Annotated in this window: 21 protein-coding genes; 11 read left to right on the top strand and 10 right to left on the bottom strand. The window is 71.3% G+C overall.

Going from position 1 to position 21,249, the window contains the following annotated elements; translation table 11 throughout:
* The first annotated feature begins 135 nt into the window (after positions 1-135).
* Positions 136-1,389, top strand: a complete 1,254-nt coding sequence (locus tag ACGF4C_RS23805) for a helix-turn-helix transcriptional regulator (RefSeq protein ID WP_393568825.1) — start codon at positions 136-138, stop codon at positions 1,387-1,389.
* A 13-nt stretch (positions 1,390-1,402) separates the two neighbouring features.
* The gene (locus ACGF4C_RS23800) at positions 1,403-1,768 is read left to right on the top strand and encodes a hypothetical protein (RefSeq protein WP_393568824.1); all 366 of its coding nucleotides are present in this window, start codon (positions 1,403-1,405) and stop codon (positions 1,766-1,768) included.
* Positions 1,769-1,916: 148 nt separating this feature from the next.
* On the opposite strand, the gene ACGF4C_RS23795 is transcribed toward ACGF4C_RS23800, so the two are convergent.
* Positions 1,917-2,435: a DUF6879 family protein gene (locus ACGF4C_RS23795; protein ID WP_393568823.1), complete on the bottom strand. Its 519-nt coding sequence runs from the start codon at positions 2,433-2,435 to the stop codon at positions 1,917-1,919.
* A 344-nt stretch (positions 2,436-2,779) separates the two neighbouring features.
* On the opposite strand from ACGF4C_RS23795, the gene ACGF4C_RS23790 reads away from it, so the two are divergent.
* Complete coding sequence (locus ACGF4C_RS23790; RefSeq protein ID WP_393568860.1) at positions 2,780-6,142, top strand: S41 family peptidase; 3,363 nt, start codon at positions 2,780-2,782, stop codon at positions 6,140-6,142.
* Positions 6,143-6,222: 80 nt separating this feature from the next.
* On the opposite strand, the gene ACGF4C_RS23785 is transcribed toward ACGF4C_RS23790, so the two are convergent.
* On the bottom strand, positions 6,223-7,122 hold the full coding sequence (locus ACGF4C_RS23785) for an RICIN domain-containing protein (RefSeq protein WP_393568822.1): 900 nt from the start codon (positions 7,120-7,122) through the stop codon (positions 6,223-6,225).
* Between the two features lie 244 nt (positions 7,123-7,366).
* Between ACGF4C_RS23785 and ACGF4C_RS23780 the strand changes: the two genes are divergently transcribed.
* Positions 7,367-7,993, top strand: a complete 627-nt coding sequence (locus ACGF4C_RS23780) for a hypothetical protein (RefSeq protein WP_393568821.1) — start codon at positions 7,367-7,369, stop codon at positions 7,991-7,993.
* A gap of 195 nt (positions 7,994-8,188) precedes the next feature.
* On the opposite strand, the gene ACGF4C_RS23775 is transcribed toward ACGF4C_RS23780, so the two are convergent.
* From ACGF4C_RS23775 to ACGF4C_RS23760, 4 genes are all read right to left on the bottom strand, one after another.
* On the bottom strand, positions 8,189-8,428 hold the full coding sequence (locus ACGF4C_RS23775) for a hypothetical protein (protein ID WP_030413406.1): 240 nt from the start codon (positions 8,426-8,428) through the stop codon (positions 8,189-8,191).
* A gap of 125 nt (positions 8,429-8,553) precedes the next feature.
* Positions 8,554-9,435, bottom strand: a complete 882-nt coding sequence (locus tag ACGF4C_RS23770; RefSeq protein ID WP_393568820.1) for an SDR family oxidoreductase — start codon at positions 9,433-9,435, stop codon at positions 8,554-8,556.
* Positions 9,432-10,475: an alpha/beta fold hydrolase gene (locus ACGF4C_RS23765; RefSeq protein WP_393568819.1), complete on the bottom strand. Its 1,044-nt coding sequence runs from the start codon at positions 10,473-10,475 to the stop codon at positions 9,432-9,434. Before ACGF4C_RS23765 ends, ACGF4C_RS23770 begins: the two co-directional genes overlap by 4 nt.
* The gene (locus tag ACGF4C_RS23760) at positions 10,472-12,010 is read right to left on the bottom strand and encodes a flavin-containing monooxygenase (RefSeq protein WP_393568818.1); all 1,539 of its coding nucleotides are present in this window, start codon (positions 12,008-12,010) and stop codon (positions 10,472-10,474) included. The genes ACGF4C_RS23765 and ACGF4C_RS23760 overlap by 4 nt, the downstream gene beginning before the upstream one ends.
* Positions 12,011-12,238: 228 nt before the next feature.
* Here ACGF4C_RS23760 and ACGF4C_RS23755 point away from each other — a divergent pair, with 228 nt between their 5' ends.
* From ACGF4C_RS23755 to ACGF4C_RS23745, 3 genes are all read left to right on the top strand, one after another.
* A complete protein-coding gene (locus ACGF4C_RS23755) occupies positions 12,239-13,048 on the top strand; it encodes a MerR family transcriptional regulator (RefSeq protein WP_393568817.1) in 810 nt (269 codons plus the stop codon).
* A gap of 98 nt (positions 13,049-13,146) precedes the next feature.
* Positions 13,147-13,683, top strand: coding sequence for a hypothetical protein (locus ACGF4C_RS23750; RefSeq protein WP_393568816.1), 537 nt, complete (start codon positions 13,147-13,149; stop codon positions 13,681-13,683).
* Positions 13,684-13,748: 65 nt separating this feature from the next.
* Positions 13,749-14,666, top strand: a complete 918-nt coding sequence (locus ACGF4C_RS23745) for a hypothetical protein (RefSeq protein ID WP_393568815.1) — start codon at positions 13,749-13,751, stop codon at positions 14,664-14,666.
* A 578-nt stretch (positions 14,667-15,244) separates the two neighbouring features.
* On the opposite strand, the gene ACGF4C_RS23740 is transcribed toward ACGF4C_RS23745, so the two are convergent.
* The 4 genes from ACGF4C_RS23740 to ACGF4C_RS23725 all read right to left on the bottom strand — a co-directional run bounded on the left by ACGF4C_RS23740 (position 15,245) and on the right by ACGF4C_RS23725 (position 17,951).
* Positions 15,245-16,099 carry a helix-turn-helix domain-containing protein gene (locus tag ACGF4C_RS23740; protein WP_393568814.1) on the bottom strand — a complete coding sequence of 285 codons (855 nt, stop codon included), beginning with the start codon at positions 16,097-16,099 and terminating at the stop codon, positions 15,245-15,247.
* Positions 16,100-16,122: 23 nt separating this feature from the next.
* Positions 16,123-16,650 (bottom strand): DUF6879 family protein, encoded by a 528-nt coding sequence (locus ACGF4C_RS23735; RefSeq protein ID WP_393568813.1) that lies wholly within the window; start codon positions 16,648-16,650, stop codon positions 16,123-16,125.
* The gene (locus tag ACGF4C_RS23730; protein WP_393568812.1) at positions 16,628-16,855 is read right to left on the bottom strand and encodes a hypothetical protein; all 228 of its coding nucleotides are present in this window, start codon (positions 16,853-16,855) and stop codon (positions 16,628-16,630) included. Before ACGF4C_RS23730 ends, ACGF4C_RS23735 begins: the two co-directional genes overlap by 23 nt.
* A 292-nt stretch (positions 16,856-17,147) precedes the next feature.
* A complete protein-coding gene (locus ACGF4C_RS23725; RefSeq protein ID WP_393568811.1) occupies positions 17,148-17,951 on the bottom strand; it encodes an exodeoxyribonuclease III in 804 nt (267 codons plus the stop codon).
* A gap of 118 nt (positions 17,952-18,069) precedes the next feature.
* Here ACGF4C_RS23725 and ACGF4C_RS23720 point away from each other — a divergent pair, with 118 nt between their 5' ends.
* From ACGF4C_RS23720 to ACGF4C_RS23705, 4 genes are all read left to right on the top strand, one after another.
* On the top strand, positions 18,070-18,588 hold the full coding sequence (locus tag ACGF4C_RS23720) for a GNAT family N-acetyltransferase (RefSeq protein ID WP_393568810.1): 519 nt from the start codon (positions 18,070-18,072) through the stop codon (positions 18,586-18,588).
* A gap of 122 nt (positions 18,589-18,710) precedes the next feature.
* The gene (locus ACGF4C_RS23715) at positions 18,711-19,643 is read left to right on the top strand and encodes an ABC transporter ATP-binding protein (protein ID WP_393568809.1); all 933 of its coding nucleotides are present in this window, start codon (positions 18,711-18,713) and stop codon (positions 19,641-19,643) included.
* Positions 19,640-20,632 (top strand): ABC transporter permease, encoded by a 993-nt coding sequence (locus tag ACGF4C_RS23710; RefSeq protein ID WP_393568808.1) that lies wholly within the window; start codon positions 19,640-19,642, stop codon positions 20,630-20,632. The genes ACGF4C_RS23715 and ACGF4C_RS23710 overlap by 4 nt, the downstream gene beginning before the upstream one ends.
* A gap of 148 nt (positions 20,633-20,780) precedes the next feature.
* Entirely contained in the window at positions 20,781-21,176 is a 396-nt protein-coding gene (locus tag ACGF4C_RS23705; protein WP_362139942.1) for a GntR family transcriptional regulator, read from the top strand.
* Positions 21,177-21,249: the final 73 nt, after the last annotated feature.

Below are 21,249 nucleotides of genomic sequence, written 5' to 3'. Positions count from 1 at the left end.
GGGCTGGTGCTCACACCATCAAGGGAACCGCGATGACACCCACCACTCCACGGCATCCATGCGGCAGTCTTGAGGCACACCCGATGCACGCGGTGCACCTCGCCGAGGAGCGGGACGGACGAGAAGGGGGTCGGCGTGGGTCTTGCTGAACGGCGGAAGGCCCTGGGCTACAGTCAGGAATCGTTGGCTCACACACTCGGCGTCGACCGCACAACGGTTGGCCGCTGGGAGAACGGAAAGACCGAGCCTCAGCCGCAGTTACGACCGAAACTGGCCGAGGTCCTGCACGTCGACCTTGGCGAACTTGACGTTCTGGTGGCCCAGTTACCTGCCTCCCCACAGGAGTCCGCAGGGTTGCCGCCCCGCGACCACTACGGCTCTAGGGACACCGATGACATGATCCGACGCGAATTTCTCCGTGCCGTAGCTGTGACAGGCGCGCTGTCAGCTCTGCCCGCCGAGGGAGCGGAAGCACTCGAAAACGGAGCACGCCGGCGGTCCGCGGCCGGCTTCCTGCGGATGAACGACCACCTCTGGCAGGTGTACCAACTCGCCCGTACCAAGGGGTCGGTCCAACTGGTTGTTCGCGACCAGTTGGCGGCTCTCAACGCGGCTCTTGATGAGCGATCGGGCGGGGAGGGACGTGCGCTGTGCGGCGCTGCGGGTGAGCTGTTCCAGCTCGCCGGGGAGCTGGCCTTCGACAACAACCGCTACACAGACGCGGCAGCCTCCTACACTCTCGCCGCGACTGCCAGCAAAGAGGCCGGTGCGTATGACCTCTGTGCCTGTGCCCTCGTACGGCTTGCCTATGTCGACGTGTACGAATGTCGGTACCGACAGGCCGACGACATCCTTTCTGCCGCTGAGAAGGTCGCCAGGCGTGGAGACAGCACCCTGCCCACGCGGCATTGGATTGCTTCCGTCAAGGCAGAAGCGCAGGCAGGGCTGGGCAACTTGAGGGCATGCGAGCAGGAACTCGACGCGGCGGAGAAGGTGCTGGACCTTGGCCCCGGCCGCAACAGGGGCTGGCTTCGGTTCGACGGCTCACGGCTGGCCGAGGAACGAGGAGCCCGCTATGTACAGCTGGGACGTCTCGACCTTGCCGAGAAAGCCCTCACCTCCGCCCTGGAGCAGGACGGTCTTGCCGAGGGGCAGTCGTTCCGACGCCGTGGTGCCGTATTTGCCGACCTGGCAGCGATCGCCGCCAAGCGCCGCGACTGCGATCAGCTCCTCGCTTTCGGCAGCGAGGCCGCGCAACTCGCTCGTGCGTCCTCGTCAGGGTATGTCGCCCGTAGACTCCAGAGGCTACGAGCTGAGTTCGGCCCTCTGGTCAGGAATGCTCGAGTGGCCGAGCTGAAGGCGGAGATGGACGCATTGAGCACGACGTGACGAGAGGGTAGGTATGTCACAGGTTGAAGGCGCGCGCCTGTTCCGTGAGGCATGGATCGCCGGTGTGCGAGAGCACTTTCCCGGCGAGCCCAAGCCCGGCTACGTGACTCCCTGGGAGGACACTCCGGAGTGGGAGCGCCAGGCCGCCGGCGCCGTCTACGAGCAAGTACGCCAACTGCTGGACGTGAGCGCCGGCCACGCGTCGAGGCTGACCCCCGAGCAGAAGAGCCGCTTCGTCGCGATGTGCTGGACCGCTCAGATGTTCAAGCACTTCGAGGACCCGAAGCCCGGGTACGTGGCGGACTGGAGCGATCTGCCGGAGTGGCAGCAGAAGACCGACGCGGACATCTTTGAAGCCATCGAGAAATCGCTGAATTGATCAGCAGCGAAAGCCCTGCCACTCCGAAGGTGCCCGAGTGGCGGGGCCTCAGTAGTCCTCAGGCTCGGGTTCTGCGATCCGCGCAAGGCTGACGCCGGCACCGATCCACTCGGCACTCTGGTGAGCCACCGACACGAGACTGCCATGGTCAGACGGGCTTGTACTCCTCGTGCGGAGTGGCTCGCTCCCACACCGCTTCGAATGCCAGACTCACGAACTCGATGACAGCTGGTTCGGCGCGCCATTCTCGGTCGACTACATCGCCTGCACCTGAGAAGTACGTGAACAGGACGGACTTCCTGTCGAACATCCACAGGTCAGTCCCGGGCAGCGGAATGTCAGCGGCCTTGCGGCGGGGGAGCCACCGCACCAGCTCGCCGGCAGCAACATTGGCGAACGACATGTCGTGCTCGTACCTGATGTAGTCGGTTACCGGCTCCGAGACGATCCGGGCTCGCCTGATGACGACTCCGCGTGCTGTCGTCTCAGTCGCCAGGCCACCCCACGACCCCCAGTAGTCCGGCAGCTTCGTTGGGTCGTTGTCGTACCGGTTGCCAGCTCGCCAACTTGCGAACTCGGGATCATCTGGCGTGCAGATGTCCCGCATCTCCAAGTGCACGGCAGAGTGCTGCGCCTTGGCGAGCCCTTCACGTACGGGGTACTTCACCGTCTCGGTCCTCCGGTCGAGGAATGTACTTCAGCTTCAGGTGGTGGGCGGGGTGGTGGTGGGCGCGGACCCGCTCGCTCCGCGCTCACGGCTCCAGTCGTCGCTCTCGGCCCGTACGCGTACTCGTCGCGTACGCGTACTCGTACCCGCCCGTACGCCCCCTCCGGCCCCACACGCCCCCGCCCCCCACTCGTGCGCCCCGGGCCTGAAGGCGCACGTATACACCCATCCGAGTTGCCACCCACTCCCCCGCCCGAAACCATGGGGGCGTGAGCGATGTACCCGAGGCCGTCGGGCCTCGCCAGGGGACGGATGTCGTCGAGACGGAGGGGCGGCTGCGGCGGATGCCGGCTGGGCCGGGGGCGCCGCCGGGGGCTTACCTGCGGTTTCCGCATCTGCACGGGGATCTGCTCTGCTTCGTCGCCGAGGACGATGTGTGGGTGGCCCCGATCGCGGCGGAGGGGGAGGAGCCGGGGCGGGCGTGGCGGCTGACCGTGGACCGGACGCGGGTCGGGCATCCGCGGTTCTCGCCGGACGGGCGGCACATCGCGTTCACGACGTGGCGGAGCCTCGACCCGGAGGTGCATCTCGCGCCGGTGGACGGCGGTCCGGCGCGGCGGCTGACGTACTGGGGCAGTACCGATGCGCGGGTGTGCGGGTGGACGCCGCCGGATCATGAGGGGCAGGCGCACGTCCTCGCGGTGTCCTCGCACGGGCAGCCGTTCTCGTACTACTCGTGGGCCTACAGCCTGCCGACCGACGGCAGTCCCGGCGGCAAGCTGCCGTGGGGGCCGGTGTCCGACATCGCGGTCGCCGATGTGGAAGGTGAGCGGCGCACGCTGCTGCTCACCGGCAAACCGCCGCACGAGCCCGCCTCCTGGAAGCGCTACCGGGGCGGGGCGATGGGCCGGATGTGGCTGCACGGGACCCGGCTGCTGCCGGATCTGTACGGGCATCTGGACTCGGTGATGTTCGTGGGCGGGCGGATCGCGTTCCTGTCGGATCATGAAGGCACGGCCAATGTCTATTCGTGCCTGGCGGACGGGACGGATCTGCGGCGGCACAGCGATCATGCGGATTTCTACGCCCGGCACGCCTCGACCGACGGGGAGCGGATCGTCTACCAGTGCGCGGGCGAGCTCTGGCTGGTCGAGGATCTGAGCCCGGACGCCGTACCGCGGAAGCTGGCGGTGCGGCTGGGCGGGCCGCGGGCCGGCCGGCGCAGCTACCAGGTCCCGGCCGCCTCGCACGTCACCTCGCTCGCGGTGGACGCCACCGGGCGGGCCAGCGCGATCGGGGTCCGCGGCAGCCTGTACTGGCTCACCCACCGCGACGGCCCGGCCCGGGCGATCCACGACACCCCGGGTGTCCGCGTCCGGCTGCCCGAGATGCTGGGCTCCAGCGGCCGGATCGCCTACGTCACCGACGCCGAGGGCCCGGACGCCATCGAGATCGCCAATCTGCCGCGGGCCAGTGATCCGGGGCGGCCGCGCCGGCTGGCCGCCGGTGAGCTGGGCCGGGTGCACGAGATGACCTCGTCGCCGGACGGTGAGCGGCTGGCGGTGGCGTCCCACGACGGCCGGCTGCTGCTGGTGGACGTGACCCGGCCGGACGAGGAGACGACCGAGGAGGACCGCTCCGCGGAGGAGGAGGCCGCCGGTCCGGGCGGGGTCACCGAGCTGATCCGGTCCACCAACGGCCCGGTCCGTGACCTGGCCTTCTCCCCCGACTCGCGCTGGCTGACCTGGTCGCACCCCGGCATCGGCCGTTCGCTGCGGATGATCAAGATGGCCCGGCTCTCCGACCGGCTCGTCGTGGACGTCACCAACGGCCGTTTCGAGGACGAGCAGCCGGTGTTCACCCGCGACGGCCGCTATCTGGCGTTCCTGTCCTGGCGCGGCTTCGACCCGGTCTACGACGTGCACACCGGGGACCTGTCGTTCCCGCTGGGCTGCCGTCCGCACCTGGTGCCGCTGTCGTCGGCGACGCCGTCGCCGTTCGCGCTGTCGCCGGAGGGGCGGCCCGCGGCGGGCGGGCTGGACCCGGACGAGAATCCGCCGGCCGGCGAGGGGACGGTGCTGGTGGAGGTCGAGGGGCTGGAGAACCGCGTGACCCCGTTCCCGGTCGCGGCGTCCAAGTACTCCTCCCTGGAGCCGGTCAGCGGTGGCGGGCTGGTCTGGCTGCGCTGGCCGATCTCCGGCGCGCTGGGCGAGACCTTCGCCAGCCCGGACAACACCTCCGGCAAGCCCACCCTGGAGCACTTCGACCTGACCAAGGCCCGGCGCACCGAACTGACCAGCGCGATCGACGAGTTCGCGCTCAGCGGCGACGGCTCCCGGCTGGTGGTCAACGACGACGGCGAGCTGCGGGCGGTCCCGGCGACCGAGCCGGCGGACAGCGATTCGATGGTCTATCTGGACCTGCGGCGGATCCTGCACGACGTCGATCCGGGTGCGGAGTGGCGGCAGGCGTACGACGAGGCGGGCCGGATCATCCGGGCGTACTTCTGGGAGCCGCGGATGTGCGGCATCGACTGGGACGCGGTGCTCGCGCAGTACCGGCCGCTGGTCGAACGGGTCGCCTCCCCGGACGAGTTCGCCGATCTGCTGCGTGAGGTGCTGGGCGAGCTGGGCACCTCGCACGCGTACGTCACCGGTGCCCGGCGCAACGAGGGGCCGCCGCACTACCAGCGCGCGATCGGCCTGCTCGGCGCCAACTTCGTCTGCCGGGACGGGCGGTGGGTGGTGCAGCGGATCCTGCCCGGTGAGTCCTCCGACCCCAAGGCGCGCTCCCCGCTGGCCGGTACGGGTATCCGGGAGGGGGCGGCGCTCACCCATGTCGACGGGCGGCCGGTGGACCCGGTCGCCGGGCCGGGCCCGCTGCTGGCCGCGGCCGGCGGCACCACCGTCGAGCTGACCTTCTGCCCGGCCGAGGGCAACGGGCACGCCCGCCGGGTGGCCGTGGTGCCGCTGGTCGACGAACGGCCGCTGCGCTACCAGGACTGGGTCGCCAAACGCCGTGCGGTGGTGCGGGAGCTGAGCGGCGGCCGGTGCGGCTATCTGCACATCCCCGACATGGGCGGCTCCGGCTGGGCGCAGTTCAACCGGGACGTGCGGATGGAGATGTCGATGCCCGCGCTGATCGTGGACGTACGGGGCAACGCCGGCGGCAACATCTCGGAGCTGGTGATCGAGAAGCTGACCCGCACCATCATGGGCTGGGACCTGACCCGGGACGCCGAGCCGGTGTCGTACACCAGCAACGCGCCGCGCGGCCCGGTCGTGGCGGTCGCCGACGAGATGACCTCGTCCGACGGCGACATGATCACCGCGGCCTTCAAGCTGCAGGGCATCGGCCCGGTGGTGGGCATGCGTACCTGGGGCGGGGTGGTCGGGATGACCGGCCGGCACCGGCTCGGGGACGGCACCACGATCACGGTGCCGATGAACGCGGCGTGGTTCCGGCTCTACGGCTGGGGCGTGGAGAACCACGGCGTCGAGGTGGACATCGAGGCGCTGCGCTCGCCGCTGCACTGGGCGGAGGGCCGGCATCCGACGCTGGGCGTGGCGGTGCGGACCGCGCTGGAGCTGCTGGAGCGGCATCCGGCGGCGACGCCTCCGGACCTCTCGGACGTACCGGACCGGCGGCGTCCGGCCCTGCCGCCGCGGGCGGCGGGCGGCGACGCCGAGGAGGCGGCGGGGGCCTGAGCGGGCGGTGCGGGGCCGGGGCTCTCCGGCCGGTTGCCGCGCGTCCCGTCATCCCCGGCCGGCGTGGTGGGGCGCCCCCGTCACCCGGGGCCGATCGCGAAGGTCTGGTCGTCCGCGCCGGTGCGGCAGGGGACGCCGACGGCCGGGGCGCCCGCCGCCCGGCCGCTGAGGCCGACGCACCGGTCGCCGTCGGTCAGCCGCAGCCGGTACGCGGGCCGTCCGCCGTCGGTCCGCCCGTCGACCGGCTCGATCCGGAACCGTTGTGCGGGCCCGCCCGCACTGCAGTCGTTCTGCGGCTCCAGCAGTCCGGCCAGGCCCGGTGCGCGCAGCAGGACCAGGCAGCCGGTGCCCTCGTCCGGGTGTGACCACTGGACGAGGTGCCGGCCGCCGCCGGCCGCCGTCAGCCGGGTGTGCGGGGGCACCGCCTGCGCGCAGGGCCGCACCACCGCGACCGTGCGGTACGCGTGCGCCCGCAGCACCCGCCCGTCCGTCAGGCACAGTCCGGGCGCCGCCAGCGGACGGATCCGCACCTCGCCGGTGGGCAGCGGGGGGCCGGGCTCCGCGCCGCCGTCCCCGGCCAGCAGCGGGACACCGACGGCGAGCGCTACGACGCCCAGCAGCGCGGCGCCGGTCAGCTGCCGCCGCCGGCCCACGGCGGGCGGGTCGGTACGGGCGGGCGGGGCCGCCGGGCCCTCCTCGATGCGCCGCCGGGCCGCGAGCCACTCCCCGACCTCGTCCTCGGGGCGGCCGCACGCCCGCAGGAACGCGCCGAGCACCTCGGCCCGCGGCAGCGACTTCCGGCCCAGCACGTCCGCGAGGGTGCTGCGGGCGAGCGCCTCACCGCGCTCCGCCGCCCGCTGCTCCAGCTGACGGTAGGTCAGGCCGCTGTCGTCCTTGAGGCGTTGCATCAGTGCGACGAGTGCGGCGGGGTCGTGGGCCGTCGCGGGCCCGGCACCGCCGGTTCCCCCCGTGCGTGTCATGCCGGTCATTGAACCGCCGCCCGGCCACGGCCACAACACCCCCTCCGGTCAGTCCCGGACAGCGCGTTTCACCCTTCCGGACACGTCCCGCACCCCCCGTCCGACCTGCCCGGACAGCGCGCGGTCTGTCCGGGATACCAAAGGGCCTTGCCGGACACCGCCCGGCCCAGCAAGGTCGTGTCCTGTCCCGGCCGGGCACACCGCAACAGCCACCAACTACCGCTCACCCAACGGGAGATGTTCGATGCGCATCCGTCACCGGATCGTTCCGCTCGCCGCCGCAGTCGCCCTCACCGGCGGCCTCGCGGCCACCGAGGCCGCCCCCGCGCTGGCCGCCCACCCGGCGCCCGGGAAGGCGGCAACGGCCGCGGCCGGCGGTACGTACCTGTACTTCAACAAGAACTGGAGCAACCCCAGCAACTCCAGGCTCTACCTGATGAAGAGCATCCCGAACGCCAAGGACCAGGTGCTCGCCAAGTACCGCGCGGGCTCCGGCAACGGCGGCCGCAACGGCACGAACGAGTGCGCCAGCATGCAGGGCTGGCTGCCCACCGGCACCTACCGGGTGCTGAACCACACCAAGCGCCACAACGGCGGCCGCAGCGGCATCAACGGCTACGCGATCCAGGTGCAGGACAAGGTGTGCAAGAACCACCGGACCAAGCGCACCGAGCTGTTCGTGCACAGCGAGATGAACGTCAACGGCACCCAGGGCCCCCGCAAGCCCGGCCAGGACAGCCCCTACCGCTGGGACGGCGTCCGCGACTACTACTCGCTGGGCTGCATCAAGCTGACCCCGACGGACATCAAGAAGCTCTTCGCCAAGGCCGCGCGCAGCGGCTGGCCGACGAGGCTCAAGGTCGTCAACTGACCCGGTAGGGAGCGCCCGGGACCACGGGGGAACGGGGGAACGGGGGAACGGGGAAACGGGGGGACAACGGGGGACGGGGCCACGGGGGAACAACGGGGGAAGGCAGTGGAATGCAGTTGGGGCGCACCCGGTCGACCGGGTGCGCCCCGCACGCATGACGCGTACGCCGCCACGCGTGACCTTCAGGACTGCGGATCAGCTCTGGAAGCGGTCCCGCTCGTCGTGCAGCTCGTCCATCGGGTCGGGGGCAGGACGACGGCCCTGCTGGCCGCGCTCCTGCTGACCGCGCTCACGACCCTGCTGGCCGCGCTGACGGGCCCGGTCCTGGCCCTGCCGGCCGCGCTCGTCCGCCTCGTCGCGAGCGCTGCCCATGGCCTTCTGGGCCTGGTCCTTGAGCTCGTTGGCCTTGTCCTGGAACTGGTCCTTGATGCCCATGCTGTTCACTCCTAGTGGGGCGTAGGGGGAGGGCCCCGGACAAGAGTGACACGCCCGGACATTGCTCGCATTTCGATCACGTTCGACTACCCAGCGTCACAAACACCAGGAAGGGAGCGGGTCGGTCAGCGGTCGGCGCGGGCCTTCTCGTCCGCCTCGCCGCCCGCGCCGACCAGGCCGACCCGCATACCGTCCAGCCGGTCCCCGAACCGCCGGATCTCCCGCTGACCCGCCGCCCCGATGACCGACGGCAGGTACCCGCGCAGCGACTGCATCCCGCGCAGCCACCACTGCCCGTAGACGTGCGCGGAACGGCGTTCGACGCCCGCCACGATCCGGTCCACCGCCGGCCCCAGCGGATAGGTCTTGTTCGCCGGCCAGGGCATCCGGGCGCGCAGTTCGCGCATGATGTCGTGTCGGTCGGCGCCGCGCACCATGTCGGTGTCGGTCCAGCTCAGATAGCCGACCCCGACCCGTACGCCCTTGTGGCCGACCTCGGCGCGCAGGCTGTGCGCGAACGCCTCGACGCCGGACTTGGAGGCGCAGTACGCGGTCATCATCGGCGCCGGAGTGATCGCGGCGAGCGAGGCGATCTGCAGGAAGTAGCCGCGGGACTCCATCAGCACGGGCAGGAAGGCCCGGCCGGTGACCGCACCGCCTATGAGGTTGACCTCGATGACCCGCTTCCAGGAGACCGGATCGGAGTCGACGAACGGGCCGCCGGTCGCCACCCCGGCGTTGGCGACGACCACGTCGACCTTGCCGAAGCGTTCCTTGACCCCGGCCGCGACCCGGGTCATCTCCTCGTGGTCGGTGACGTCGGCGTGCCAGTGGTGCGCCGGGCCGTGCAGGCCCGCGGCCACCTTCGCCAGCTCGTCCGGTTCCAGGCCGACCAGCGCCAGTGTGGCGCCGCGCGCCGACAGCTTGCGGGCCAGCAGCGCACCGACCCCGCGCGCGGCGCCGGTCACGACGACGACCTGCCCGTCCAGACTCCTGCTCCCGCTCATGCGGTCTTCTCCTTCTGCTGCGAGGTCTGCTGGGCTGCCTGCCCGGTCTTTTGCGCGGTGTTCTGGGCGGTCTCCTGTGGCGTCTTCTGGGCGGGGACGGCGGGCGGCGGCGCGGGCCGGTCGGCGGTGGGCCGGAGGTGGTCCCGGACGAGTTCCCGCAACAGGCCGGCGACCGCGCCGGGGTCCTCGATGGGCGTCATGTGGCCCTTGCCCGGCAGCTCGGTCAGCCCCCGGAAGTCCGGGAGTGCGGAGGCCAGCCGGCGGGACTGCACCGGTGGGGTCAGGCGGTCGGCGGACCCGGCGAGCACCACCGTCGGCACCTCCAGTCGGCTGACACCACCGGTCAGTTCGAGGACGGACAGCACATTGCCCCAGCGGGCCCGTACGGCCGACGGGCAGGCGTGCACGATGCGGGCGCACGCCTCGACCTGCTCGGGAGTGGCATCGGGGCCCATGGTGGCGTACTTCAGCGCGCGCCGGGTGAGGGGCGAGACCGGGCCGAGCGGGGACCGGGAGCCCAGCAGCAGCCGGTGGGCGAGACGCCGGGCACGCTCGCTGCGGAACGGGAACACCTGGGACGCGGCGGGCAGTCCGGCGCAGCCCGTACTGCACAGCAGGGCGGCGGCGGCCCGGGCGCGCAGTTCCGGGCGCTCGGCGGCGGCCATGATCGTCATGCCACCCATGGAGTGGCCGCCGACCACGGCGCGTTCGTCCGGGCCGAGGGTCGCCTCCAGTACGGCCACCAGGTCGTCGGCGAGCGCCGTCGTGCCGTAGCCCGCCGGGCCGGTGGCCGGGCTGCGGCCGTGGCCCCGCTGGTCGTAGACGACGACCTTGTGGTCGACGGCCAGGTCGCGGACGACCGGGGCCCAGAAGGCGGTGGAGCAGGTCCAGCCGTGGGCCAGCACCACGGCGGGGGCGTCCTCGGGGCCGTGGGTCTCGGCGTAGACCCGGGCGCCGTCGGCCGAGGTGACCTCGGTGCTGGTGCGCGGGACCGGCGGCGCGTAGGGGCCGCCGGTGACGTGGCCGGGCCGGCGGCTCATGCGGCCACCTCCGCCCGGGTGTCGGCGGAGGTGCCCACGGGCCCGGCCGCGGTACCGCTCTTCGGGCGCAGCACCTCGTACTCGGCGAGGTCGACCTGTCGGGTCAGCCGCTTGAACTCGCCGGTGGTCCCGGGCCAGGCGGTGGTGTTCCGCCCGTTCGCGTCGAGGTACCAGCTGTCACAGCCGCCGGTGTTCCACACGGTGCGCTTCATCCTCTCCTGGATCATGCGGTTCCAGTCCTCCACCGCCTCCGGGCGGGCGCTCAGCGCGGTCCGGTCGCCGAGCAGGTCCAGCTGCCGGAGGTAGTCGGCCAGGTAATTCAGCTGGGCCTCGATCATCAGGATCATCGAGCTGTTCCCGAGTCCGGTGTTCGGCCCGATGATGGTGAGGAAATTCGGGAATCCGGCCGCGCTGGCGCCGCGCAGCGAGGCCATACCGTCCTTCCACTCCTCGGCGAGCGTGGTGCCCTTGGCGCCGGTCACCCGCTGGGCGATGGGCATGTCCGTCACATGGAATCCGGTCCCGAAGACGATGGCGTCGGCCTCGACCTCGCTTCCGTCGGCGCCGATGAGGGTGCTTCCGCGCACCTCCTTGAGCCCGGAGGTCACCAGGTCCACATTGGGCCGGGCGAGCGCCGGATAGTACGCGTTGGAGAGCAGGATCCGCTTGCAGCCGATGCGGTAGTCGGGCGTCAGCGCGGCCCGCAGCGCCGGGTCCTTGATCGCCTTCTTCAGGTGGTTCCCGGCCAGGAACTCGATCAGGCCCAGCCGGTCGGGGCGCTTGGTGAACGCGCTGACCTGCAACTCCCGAATACTCCAAAGCAGTTGGCGGCGGGCGGCCCGGGTCGCCGGGACCTTGGTGTGCAGCCATTTCTCGACGGCGCTGATCCGGCGGTCGGCGCGCGGCAGCACCCACGGCGCGGTGCGCTGGAAGAGCGTCAGCCGCTCGACCTCCGGCTGGATGGCGGGCACGATCTGGATCGCCGAGGCGCCGGTGCCGATCATGGCGACGCGCTTGCCGCGCAGCTCGTACTCATGGTCCCAGCGCGCGGAATGGAAGACCTTCCCCGGAAAGGAGTCCAGCCCCGGGATGTCCGGGACCTTGGGGTCGGACAGCGGGCCGGTGGCCGACACCACCACATCGGCGGTGAGCCCTCCGTTCGCCGTCTCGATCTCCCAGTGCAGCGCGTCCCCGTTCCACCGCAGGTGCCGTACCTCGGCGTTGAACCTGAGGTGCGGCCGCAGCCCGAAGATGTCGGTCACCCGCTCCAGGTACGCCCGGATATGGGGCTGTCCGGAGAAATTCCGCGGCCATTCCGGATTGGGCGCGAAGGAGAACGAGTACAGGTGCGAGGGCACGTCGCACGCGCACCCCGGATAGCTGTTGTCCCGCCAGGTCCCGCCCACCGAGTCGGCCCGTTCCAGGACCACGAAGTCGGTGATGCCCTGACGGCGCAGCCGTACCGCCGCCCCCAGACCACCGAATCCGGATCCGATCACCGCCACCCGCACGTGCTGCTCTTCGCGCCCGGCCATCCGCCGCCTCCCGAGTCCGACGCTCCACCTGCCTGCCCGCGGCCCACACTTACCGCGGCCACGGGCGTTCCGCACACCGCCCGTCAATCACGCCAGCAATCACTGGCACGATTGGGCACAGGGGGAGCGTAGGGCAGCCACGTACCGAGCGGTAGGGGGCCGGCGGCAGGAAGTTACCGGCAGTTGCACCCCGGACCGTTGTCACATCTCCGGCATAGGCTGACTCCCGTGGCAGCGAACGAGAAGCCGAAGGACGACCGCGCGGAGCCCGGGGACGACCGCCGCCCCGCGCGCGAATTCCGCATGACCGAGCTGGCCGAGGAGGCCGGCATCACGGTCCGCACCCTGCGCTTCTACCGCGAACGCAAGCTCATCCCGCCGCCCCGCCGCGAGGGCCGGATCGCCTGGTACAACGAACACCACCTCGCCCGCCTGCACACCATCGGCGCCCTCCTGGAGCGCGGTCACACCCTCGGCGGGATAGCCGAGCTCCTCGCCGCCTTCGAGTCCGGCCGCGACGTCGGCGAACTCCTCGGCCTGCGGCCCGCGTTGCTCCCCCCGTGGTCCGAGGAGACCCCGGTCCGGCTCCGCCCGGAGCAGCTCGCCGACCACTTCAGCGAGGACATCACCGCCGAGAACCTCTCCGCCTCCCTCGACATCGGCTATCTGGCCGTCGACGGCGACGAGTTCGTGCACATCAGCCGCCGCCTCCTGGACGCCTCCACCGAGCTCGTCGGCAAGGGCATTCCGCTCGCCGCCGTCCTGGAGGCCGGCCGCAAGGTGCGCGCCCACGCCGACGCGCTCGCCGACGTCTTCACCACCCTCATCCGCACCCACGTCCTCGCCGACATCCTCGAACGCGCCACGGCGACGGACCCGCCCACCGCACAGGAGGTCGAGCAGTTGGCCGCCACCATCGAGGCCCTCCGCCCGCTCTCCAAGGGCGTCGTCGAGGCCGAACTCTCCATGGCCATGGACCGCCGCATCCAGGCCGAACTGGATCAGTGGCTGAAGGCCCAGGGACCGGCCCCGGACTGACACCTCGCCACCTCACCGAGCGGGCCGGCCGTTGTCCCGCCCTGTCCCAAAGGACAATTGCCGGTGGATCGCCTGCGTGGTTGGGTGCGGCGTCAGGTATGACCCGACCGCATATCAAGGGGGAAATCCACGTGCGCATCCGTACGGGGGCCGCATCCGCTGCGCTGGCCGGCCTGCTGGCCGTCGCCGCGACCGCCCCGGCCCAGGCCGACGACCGCGACCCGATGCAGCCGCCCAGCAGCACCTACAGCAACGGCCACGGCCCGGGCGTGGCGGCCGGCGGGGGCGTCGGTGCCTTCGTGACCGAGGGCGACCGGGTGCACTTCTCGCACACGGTGCGCGGCGCCATCAACGCCCACGGCTGGTGGAAGCGGCTGAACGGCCCGGCGAAGAAGGCCAAGGTCACCGTCTGGCTCCAGGTCAAGAACAACGGCCACTGGTACACCCTGAACAAGGGCGTCAAGACCGTCTACTCCGGCGGCGGCAGCGGCAAGCGGGCGTCGGCCGCCTGGAAGTGCACGAACCTGGTCGCGAAGTACTCGTTCCGGAGCGTCATCGACGTCGACATCATCGGGTACCCCGACGACGCGCACAAGAAGATCACCGACACCCAGACGCTGTTCTGCGGTACCTGAGCAACGACTGACGGCGGCGCTGGAAGATAGCCTTCCGGCGCCGTCCGTCTTTCCGGGAGTGCGAAGTGCCTGTGGTTCCCCCCACCGTGATCATCGGCCTGCACGGCATCCTCCGGCGCGCCCCGTGGTGCGACCGCGTCATCGCGCAGTACAGAGAGCAACCCGACGAGAACGAGAACGAGAACGAGAACGAGAACGGGGACGAGAACGGGGACAGGGACGAAGGCTCGATCGAGGAAGACGTGCTCAGCCTCGCGCTCGACCGGGCCGGCTCCTACGGCTGGCAGACCGTGAGCCGCTGGCTGACCGAGAACGGGCGGGTCACCGCCCGGCACGAGCCCACCGCATGGGCGCACGAGGAGGTCGGCGGCGACTGGACGCCGGACGGCCGGGTGCACCAACTGGCCTGGCTGCAGGCCGGGATCCGCACCGACCCGCCGCGCCCCGGTCTGCCCGTCCGCCCGATCGCCCTGGTGCTGGCGGAAACGCTGGCCCGCGTGGGCACCGTGACGTTCACCGGTCTGCACGCCCTGCTGCCGCTGCCGGCGGCCCGGCGCAACACGGCCTTCCACCAGACCGAGCTGGCACCGTGGTTCGCCCTGGCGGATCCGGACGCCCGGCACGAGGTCGTGGTGACGGTCTCCTGCCGTCCCGGGAAGGGCGCGGTGACCGGGGAGGATGCCGCGGCGGTGGGCGAGGCGGTGCGGGAGTCGGCACAGGGGGCGGTCGAGGTCACCCTCGCCGGGCCACACTCCGGGGCGTCCGGCGCCGCCCCCACCGACCCGCCCGGCCTGGACCTCGACCTCGGGCGCGGGGTGCACACCGAGGGCATGCGCGAGGCGTTCCGGTTCGGCTGCACCACCCGGGAGTGGTCACCGGACCTCGCGGTCTGGCTGGTGGAAATGGTCGCCGACGGCCTGCGCACGGCGGGCCGGGTGACACCGGTGGTGGTGACGGCCTCACTGGCCCTGCCGCCGACCTGAACCGAAAGGCACGATCTGGCTCCCATCCGGGTCAGTGCATCCTCCTGAGGGGCCGACTCCCACACTTCCGGAAGTCGGCCCCGGCCCTACTCATCTGGAACCCGCCCCTACCGCCTGGCGCCGCCATCTCGGAGGGCAGGAGTCTCAGGAGACCGGCCTACTCGTCTCCGCCGCTGGGCTGCGGGGCGGGGTCGCGGGGTGCTTCCGGGGGCATGGGGCCCCCGTCGTGCTTTCCGCCGTCTGCCTCCATATCGGCAGGGCGCCGGAACGGGATGCCGCGCCAGCCTTCCGCATCAGGGGTGCGCGTCTCGAACGTCTCAACCGCTACGGCGCTCATCCATCAACCTCCTCTTCCGTGAGGGACCGCGCCGCCGTACCGTCGAAAGCGTGGCCCGAAGGTCCGCAGGGTTCCTGCGGTTGGGTCACCCGCCCCGGCTGCTCGACTGTCCAGGTTTCCGCCGCCGGGGCGGGAGTTCGTCAGCCGCCCGCCAATCGTTCTGGCCCTCGCGCGCCGGCTCGCTTCAGTCAACGGCTACGGGCCAACGGGGCTCAACAAGCTTCTACGGACTTGCATGAGTTCACCCGAGGGCGTCGATTGCTGACGTGATCAGCCTCCTGGCGGAGGCTCCATGGACGGCGATACCTGCCAGCTCGCTGAAGGTCTTCGAGTACTCGGCGATCTCGCGGGGCTGCGTCACGGTGAGGCCGGCGGAGACAAGCTCTACGGATACCTGTTTGTCGTCGTACATGGAGAAGGGTTCGGCAGGCCACGCGTTGCCTCGTACAACGCCCATGGGGATCACACCAAGGCTCAGAGCGGGGGCGGCGGTCGCCCCGATGAGGTGCCCGAGTTGGTTCGCCATCGTGGCGGGTGTGCCAATGATGGAGCGAAGGACCCATTCCTCGATCAGGAAGGCGAAACGGCGCCCTCCCCTGTGCAGAATGCGCTGACGGTGCATGCGTGCGGCAACGGCCTCGTCGACGTCGTCAGGCGTCTGCCTCATCGCAACGACCGTGTCGAGGATGGCTCGGGTGTAGTCCTGCGTCTGGAGCAGGCCGGGAACGACCTGGGACTGATAGAAGCGGAACCAGAGGGTTCGCTCGAATAGTGGCAGTACAGACTCCTGGACGCGTTTCAGGCCGGCGCTCTCCAGGCGGCGCCACTCGACGTACATGCCGTCGATGCCACGAGCTGTGGCAATGAGGTCCGCGGCTTCTTCCTCAGCGTGGCAGATGCGGGTCCAGGCCCGGATGTCCTCATCGGAAGGCGAGGTCCTGCCGTTCTCAAGCCGTGAACTCTTCGATTCGTGCCACCCCGCCGCCGCTGCCAGGGCACGAGCAGTCAGGCCAGAGTCTTTACGGATCTCTCGGAGGCGTTTCCCGAGCGTTTCCCTGGCTTCCCGGACACGGGAAGTCGGCGAGGACGGGTACACAGATGTTCAGCCCTGGTGATGGCTCAGGCCGGCCTGTACTCCTCATGGGGGACTGCGCGTTGCCACACGGACTCGAAGGCTGCGGAGCACAGACGCACCACTGACGGCTCGGTCGTTCGCTCCTCATCGCCCTCGGGGGACAGTTCCCCTTCGCCGGTGAAGTGCAGGAACACGACGAGGCTGTCGTCGAAGAGCCAGAAGTCGTTGCCAGGGAGAGCCAGATCCGAAGCCCTGCGGCGCGGGAGCCACCGAACCTGTTCTCCGGCCGCAATGTTGGCCGGCGTGAGGTGGTGCTCGAAGCGAAGGTAGTCGCTCATCGGCTCCGAGAAGACCCGGGCGCGACGAACCTCCACCCCTCGGCCGGTGATCTCCTGCATCAGTGCAAGCCAAGGGCGCGACTTCGGTTCCCACTCGGACAGGAGGATGCAGGGGTCTTGCTGCCAGGAGAGGAAGCTTGGGTCAGATCGCATGTAGCCGTCCCGCATCTCCAGATGTACGGCGGAGTGCTTGGCCTGCCGGAACAGGTCTTCAAACGTCGGTTCCTCGGCCACCGCTCACCTCCGGGAAGAACTGCATCATGCGCTTGGGGATCTCGACAACCGTCTCGTGGGACGGGAGGTCGAGCTGGAACAGCCGCTCGTCGTCCAAGACCTTCCACCCTTGTACTAGGTAGTTGCCGGTCTGGTCGTCGTAGTACACGGTCGGCGACTTGCCCTCGGGCGACTCGGGGTCCTTGCCGAGCATGTGCAGAGCCATGGTGACCTCCCTCGTTCGCGGTGGACGAGCTGTACGAGCTTGCACTCAACTCGCGGTGCAGCGCAGCCGACTTGCATGGACTTGCACGCTTTCAAGGTTCCCCTGCTGAGCCATCCGCAGTTCCGCACCAGAACCGCGGATGGCCTCCGCGCTCCCCTCTGCCCTCATCGCGGCCCTCAAGAACAACGTGTTCTGACCTCGGAGCGCAGCGCGAGCGCAGCACTACGGCCCTCTTCACGCCATGGGGAAGAGGGCCGTTTTCGTAGCCAGGGGCCGGCGGACCGGACGGGGACTACTGCTCGTAGACCACCGTCACCGGTGCATGGTCGCTCCACCGCTGGTCGTACGCGGCCGCCCGCTCCACGTACGCCTTCGCCGCGCGCCGGGCCAGGCCCGGCGTGGCCAGGTGGTAGTCGATGCGCCAGCCGGCGTCGTTGTCGAAGGCGCGGCCGCGGTAGGACCACCAGGAGTACGGGCCCTCGGTGTCGGGGTGCAGGGCGCGGACGACGTCGACGTAGCCGCCGCGGGTCTCGGTGAGGACGTCGGTGAGCCAGGCCCGTTCCTCAGGGAGGAAGCCGGACTTCTTCTGGTTGGCCTTCCAGTTCTTGAGGTCGGCCTCCTGGTGGGCGATGTTCCAGTCGCCGCAGACCACGACCTCGCGCCCGTCGGCCGCGGCGCGCTTGCGCAGGTCGACGAGGTAGGGCAGGAACTCCGCCATGAAGCGTTCCTTCTCGTCCTGGCGCTCGGTGCCGACCTCGCCGGAGGGCAGGTAGAGGCTGGCGACGGTCACGCCGGGCAGGTCCGCCTCGACGTAGCGGCCGGAGGTGTCGAACTCGGACGAGCCGAATCCGATCCGGACCCGGTCCGGCTCGCGGCGGGTGTAGAGGGAGACGCCGGCGCGGCCCTTGGCGGCGGCCGGGGCGTGCACGGTGAACCAGCCGGCCGGCTCGCGGACCTCGTCCGGCAGCAGGGCGGTCTCGGCCCGTACCTCCTGCAGGCAGAGCACATCGGCCGCGGTCTCCGCCAGCCACGGGACGAAGCCCTTCTTGGCCGCGGCGCGCAGCCCGTTCACATTCACAGAGGTCACGGTGAGCATCCGGGCACGATACCCAGACCGGGGCGGTGATCGTCTTCGGCCCGTGCGTCGGGGCCGTACGTCGGGGGCCGTCCGCCCCTCGTCGGGCGCGCGGCCCCGGCCCGTACCCTTCCTCGGTATGGAGACCCGCCCCGTCCGGACCGGCCCCGTCGAGATACGCCCGGTCCGCTACGACCACCCCGACGTCAAGACGCTCGACGCGCTGGTGCAGCAGGAGTACGTCCGCCGCTACGGCGACGGGGACATGACTCCGCTGGACCCGGAGATGTTCGTGCCGCCGCGCGGGACGTTCCTGGTCGCGTACGAGGGTGACCGCCCGCTGGCCACGGGCGGCTGGCGGGTGCAGGAGGACGCCGCCGAGGGGTACGCCGTCGGGGACGCGGAGATCAAGCGGATGTTCGTGCTGCCGGAGGCGCGCGGGCGGGGCCTGGCGCGGCGGATCCTGGCCGCCCTGGAGGCGGACGCCCGGGCCGCTGGGCGGGCCCGGATGGTGCTGGAGACCGGCATCAAGCAGCCCGAGGCGCTGGCGCTGTACGCCTCCACCGGTTATCTGCCGGTGGAGAAGTTCGGGCTGTACCGGACGTACGAGGACAGCCGCTGCCTGGCGAAGACGTTGGGGGACGCGGCGGCCGGCTGAGCCGCCGCGGAGGTACCCGCCCGTCCGGTGCCGCGGTTTCGGCGGCACCGGACGCTGTTTGACAGTGATCGCGGCCGCTCCCCATACTCATTCCACTAATCAACTAGCTAAAGGGGGGATCCGTGAGCGACGACCCGAGCCCGTGGGCCATCGAGGCCGTAGGACTGGGGAAGCAGTACCGCCGCGGCTGGGCGCTGCGGGACTGCTCCTTCCGGCTTCCCGCCGGCCGCATCTGCGCCCTCGTCGGCCCGAACGGCGCCGGCAAGAGCACCTTCCTCGGCACCGCGACCCGCCTGGTGGCGCCGACCACCGGAACGCTGCGGCTGTTCGGCGTCCCGGTGACCGACCCGGCCGTCATGGCGCGGACGGCGTTCCTCGCCCAGGACAAGCCGCTCTACGCCCGCTTCACGGTCGCCGAGATGCTGCGGCTCGGCCGGGAGCTGAACCCGCGCTGGGACCAGGCGCTGGCCGAGCGGGTCGTACGGTCCGGCAACGTGCCGCTCACCGCCCGGATCGGCTCCCTCTCCGGCGGCCAGCGCACCCGCGTCGCCTTCGCCCTGGCCTTCGGCAAGCGGCCCGATCTGCTGCTGCTCGACGAGCCGATGGCCGACCTCGACCCGCTGGCCCGGCACGAACTGTCCGGCCTGCTGATGGCCGAGGCCGCCGAGCACGGCACGACCGTGGTGATCTCCTCCCACCTGGTCTCCGAGATGGAGGAGATGTGTGACTACCTCCTGCTGCTCGCCGAGGGCCGGCTGCGGATGGCCGGGCCCACCGACGCACTGGTGCCCGCGCACCTGCTCGTGACCGGCGTGGCGTCCGGCGACGACGGGGTCCCCGAGGAGCTGCGGGAGCGGCACACCGTCGTCGAAGCGCGGGTCACCGGGCGGCAGTTCAGCGCCCTGGTGCGGCCCGGCGGCCCGCTCTCCGACAGCTGGGAGGCCCTGGTGCCCGGCATGGAAGAAGTACTCCTGGCCTATCTGCGGTCGCCCGGCGCACCGGACCTGATCGCCGGCGAGGCACGGCCCGGGACCTCCGGGGAGGTGGCGGCATGACGACCACCACCGCCCCCGCCCCCAGCACCGCCGCCCCGGGCCGCGGCCCGCTGCGCGGACTGCCCTGGGTGGTCTGGCGCCGGCACCGCACGTTCCTGCGCGCCGCCCTGCTGCTCACCCTCGCCGGCTGCGCCCTCTTCGTCTACCAGCGCATCGGCGTCATGGACTTCCTGCACGGCAAGGGCGTCCCGCCGGGGGGCGACGAGAAGCTGATGAGCGAGTTCCAGACCCGCTTCGGGGCGGACTTCGCGCGCGACATGGAGTACCTGCAGTACGTGCCGCTGGTCGTCGGCGTCTTCCTCGGCGCCCCCCTGATCGCGAGCGAGCAGGAACACGGCACCCTCAAGCTGGTCACCACCCAGTCGGTCAGCCGCAGCCGCTGGCTCGCCGCCACGCTCGGCCTGCCGCTGGCCGTCGCCGTGGGCTGCTCCGCCCTGCTGTCGGCCGTCTTCACCTGGGTGTGGACGCCGGTGCACGGCCTGGCCGTGAACGGGGACTGGCTCACCGGCGGCGCCTTCGAGGCCACCGGCCCGGTGCCGGCCGCCCGGACCCTCTTCCTGGCCTCCTGCGGTATCGCCCTGGGCATGCTGATCAAGCGGGTGGTACCGGCGATGGCCGCCACCGCCTTCGTCGGCCTGGCCACCTCCGTGGTGTGGAGCGAGAAGCTCCGCGGCCACCTCGCCGCCGTCCGCAGCGTCACCTCTCCGTACGACGGCGACGGGCCGAACCTGCCGTTCGACGCCGCCCGGTTCGACGACTGGGTCTCCACCGCCGACGGCAAGCTCTACGGCTTCGGCACCTGCGTCAGCCCCGACAGCGCGGCCGACCGTGCCTGCCGGGCCAAGCTGGGCATCGTCCACCGCGTGATCCAGTACTTCGACTACGACCAGATGGCCGGGATGCAGTGGCTCGGCGCGGCCGTCCTGGTGGCGTTGGCCGCCCTGGTGCTGGCGTTCGTCGTGTGGCGCACCCGGAGGCGGCCGCTCTGAACGGCGCGACCCGGCGCCGCGCCACGGGTGGCGCTTTGACACCCCGCACGGGCGGGCCGATCATCGAGCGGTCGGGCCGCACGGCCCCGGCGCCGCCCGTGAGCGGCGCGGGCGCGGTCCCGGCGGCACGGGGGAAAGCAGCAGAGAGGTGGTGAGCGCCGTGGAATTCCGCATCGACCGCCGCAGCGGCGTCGCCACCTACCTCCAGATCGTCCAGCAGGTCCAGCAGGCGCTGCGGCTGGGCATCCTCGTCGAGGGCGACCGGCTGCCGACCGCCGCGCAGGTCGCCGCGACGACCAAGGTCAACCCCAACACGACGCTGAAGGCCTACCGCGAGCTGGAGCGCGAGGGCCTGGTCGAACCGCGCCCCGGCCTCGGCACGTTCGTCAGCCGTACGCTCGCCCGCCCCACCACCGCGGCGGACGCCCTGCTGCGCGAGGAACTGCGCGCCTGGATGGAGCGCGCCCGTACCGAGGGGCTGGCCCGGGAGGACGTCCAGGCGCTGATGAACTCCCTGCTGGAGGAGCGTTATCCGAACGGCTGAGCCGGGCCGGGTCCACCGCGCTGGACCCGGCCCGGCCGCTGCGGACCGTCCCGGGGGCCGGCCCCTGCTTGAC

Source organism: Streptomyces sp. NPDC048197 (genome assembly GCF_043202395.1).
GTDB classification, from domain to species: domain Bacteria; phylum Actinomycetota; class Actinomycetes; order Streptomycetales; family Streptomycetaceae; genus Streptomyces; species Streptomyces siderophoricus.
This window is presented reverse-complemented; position numbering and strand designations above follow the sequence as displayed.

What these genes read in the sequence shown, in the direction of transcription:
- ACGF4C_RS23750 (WP_393568816.1), top strand. Translation starts at nt 13,147, where the DNA reads ATGACCCGACCGCATATCAAGGGGGAAATCCACGTGCGCATCCGTACG.
- ACGF4C_RS23800 (WP_393568824.1), top strand. Translation starts at nt 1,403, where the DNA reads ATGTCACAGGTTGAAGGCGCGCGCCTGTTCCGTGAGGCATGGATCGCC.
- ACGF4C_RS23710 (WP_393568808.1), top strand. Translation starts at nt 19,640, where the DNA reads ATGACGACCACCACCGCCCCCGCCCCCAGCACCGCCGCCCCGGGCCGC.
- ACGF4C_RS23785 (WP_393568822.1), bottom strand. Translation starts at nt 7,122, where the DNA reads ATGACACGCACGGGGGGAACCGGCGGTGCCGGGCCCGCGACGGCCCAC.
- ACGF4C_RS23775 (WP_030413406.1), bottom strand. Translation starts at nt 8,428, where the DNA reads ATGGGCATCAAGGACCAGTTCCAGGACAAGGCCAACGAGCTCAAGGAC.
- ACGF4C_RS23725 (WP_393568811.1), bottom strand. Translation starts at nt 17,951, where the DNA reads ATGCTCACCGTGACCTCTGTGAATGTGAACGGGCTGCGCGCCGCGGCC.
- ACGF4C_RS23720 (WP_393568810.1), top strand. Translation starts at nt 18,070, where the DNA reads ATGGAGACCCGCCCCGTCCGGACCGGCCCCGTCGAGATACGCCCGGTC.
- ACGF4C_RS23770 (WP_393568820.1), bottom strand. Translation starts at nt 9,435, where the DNA reads ATGAGCGGGAGCAGGAGTCTGGACGGGCAGGTCGTCGTCGTGACCGGC.
- ACGF4C_RS23780 (WP_393568821.1), top strand. Translation starts at nt 7,367, where the DNA reads ATGCGCATCCGTCACCGGATCGTTCCGCTCGCCGCCGCAGTCGCCCTC.
- ACGF4C_RS23730 (WP_393568812.1), bottom strand. Translation starts at nt 16,855, where the DNA reads ATGGCTCTGCACATGCTCGGCAAGGACCCCGAGTCGCCCGAGGGCAAG.
- ACGF4C_RS23765 (WP_393568819.1), bottom strand. Translation starts at nt 10,475, where the DNA reads ATGAGCCGCCGGCCCGGCCACGTCACCGGCGGCCCCTACGCGCCGCCG.
- ACGF4C_RS23790 (WP_393568860.1), top strand. Translation starts at nt 2,780, where the DNA reads ATGCCGGCTGGGCCGGGGGCGCCGCCGGGGGCTTACCTGCGGTTTCCG.
- ACGF4C_RS23760 (WP_393568818.1), bottom strand. Translation starts at nt 12,010, where the DNA reads ATGGCCGGGCGCGAAGAGCAGCACGTGCGGGTGGCGGTGATCGGATCC.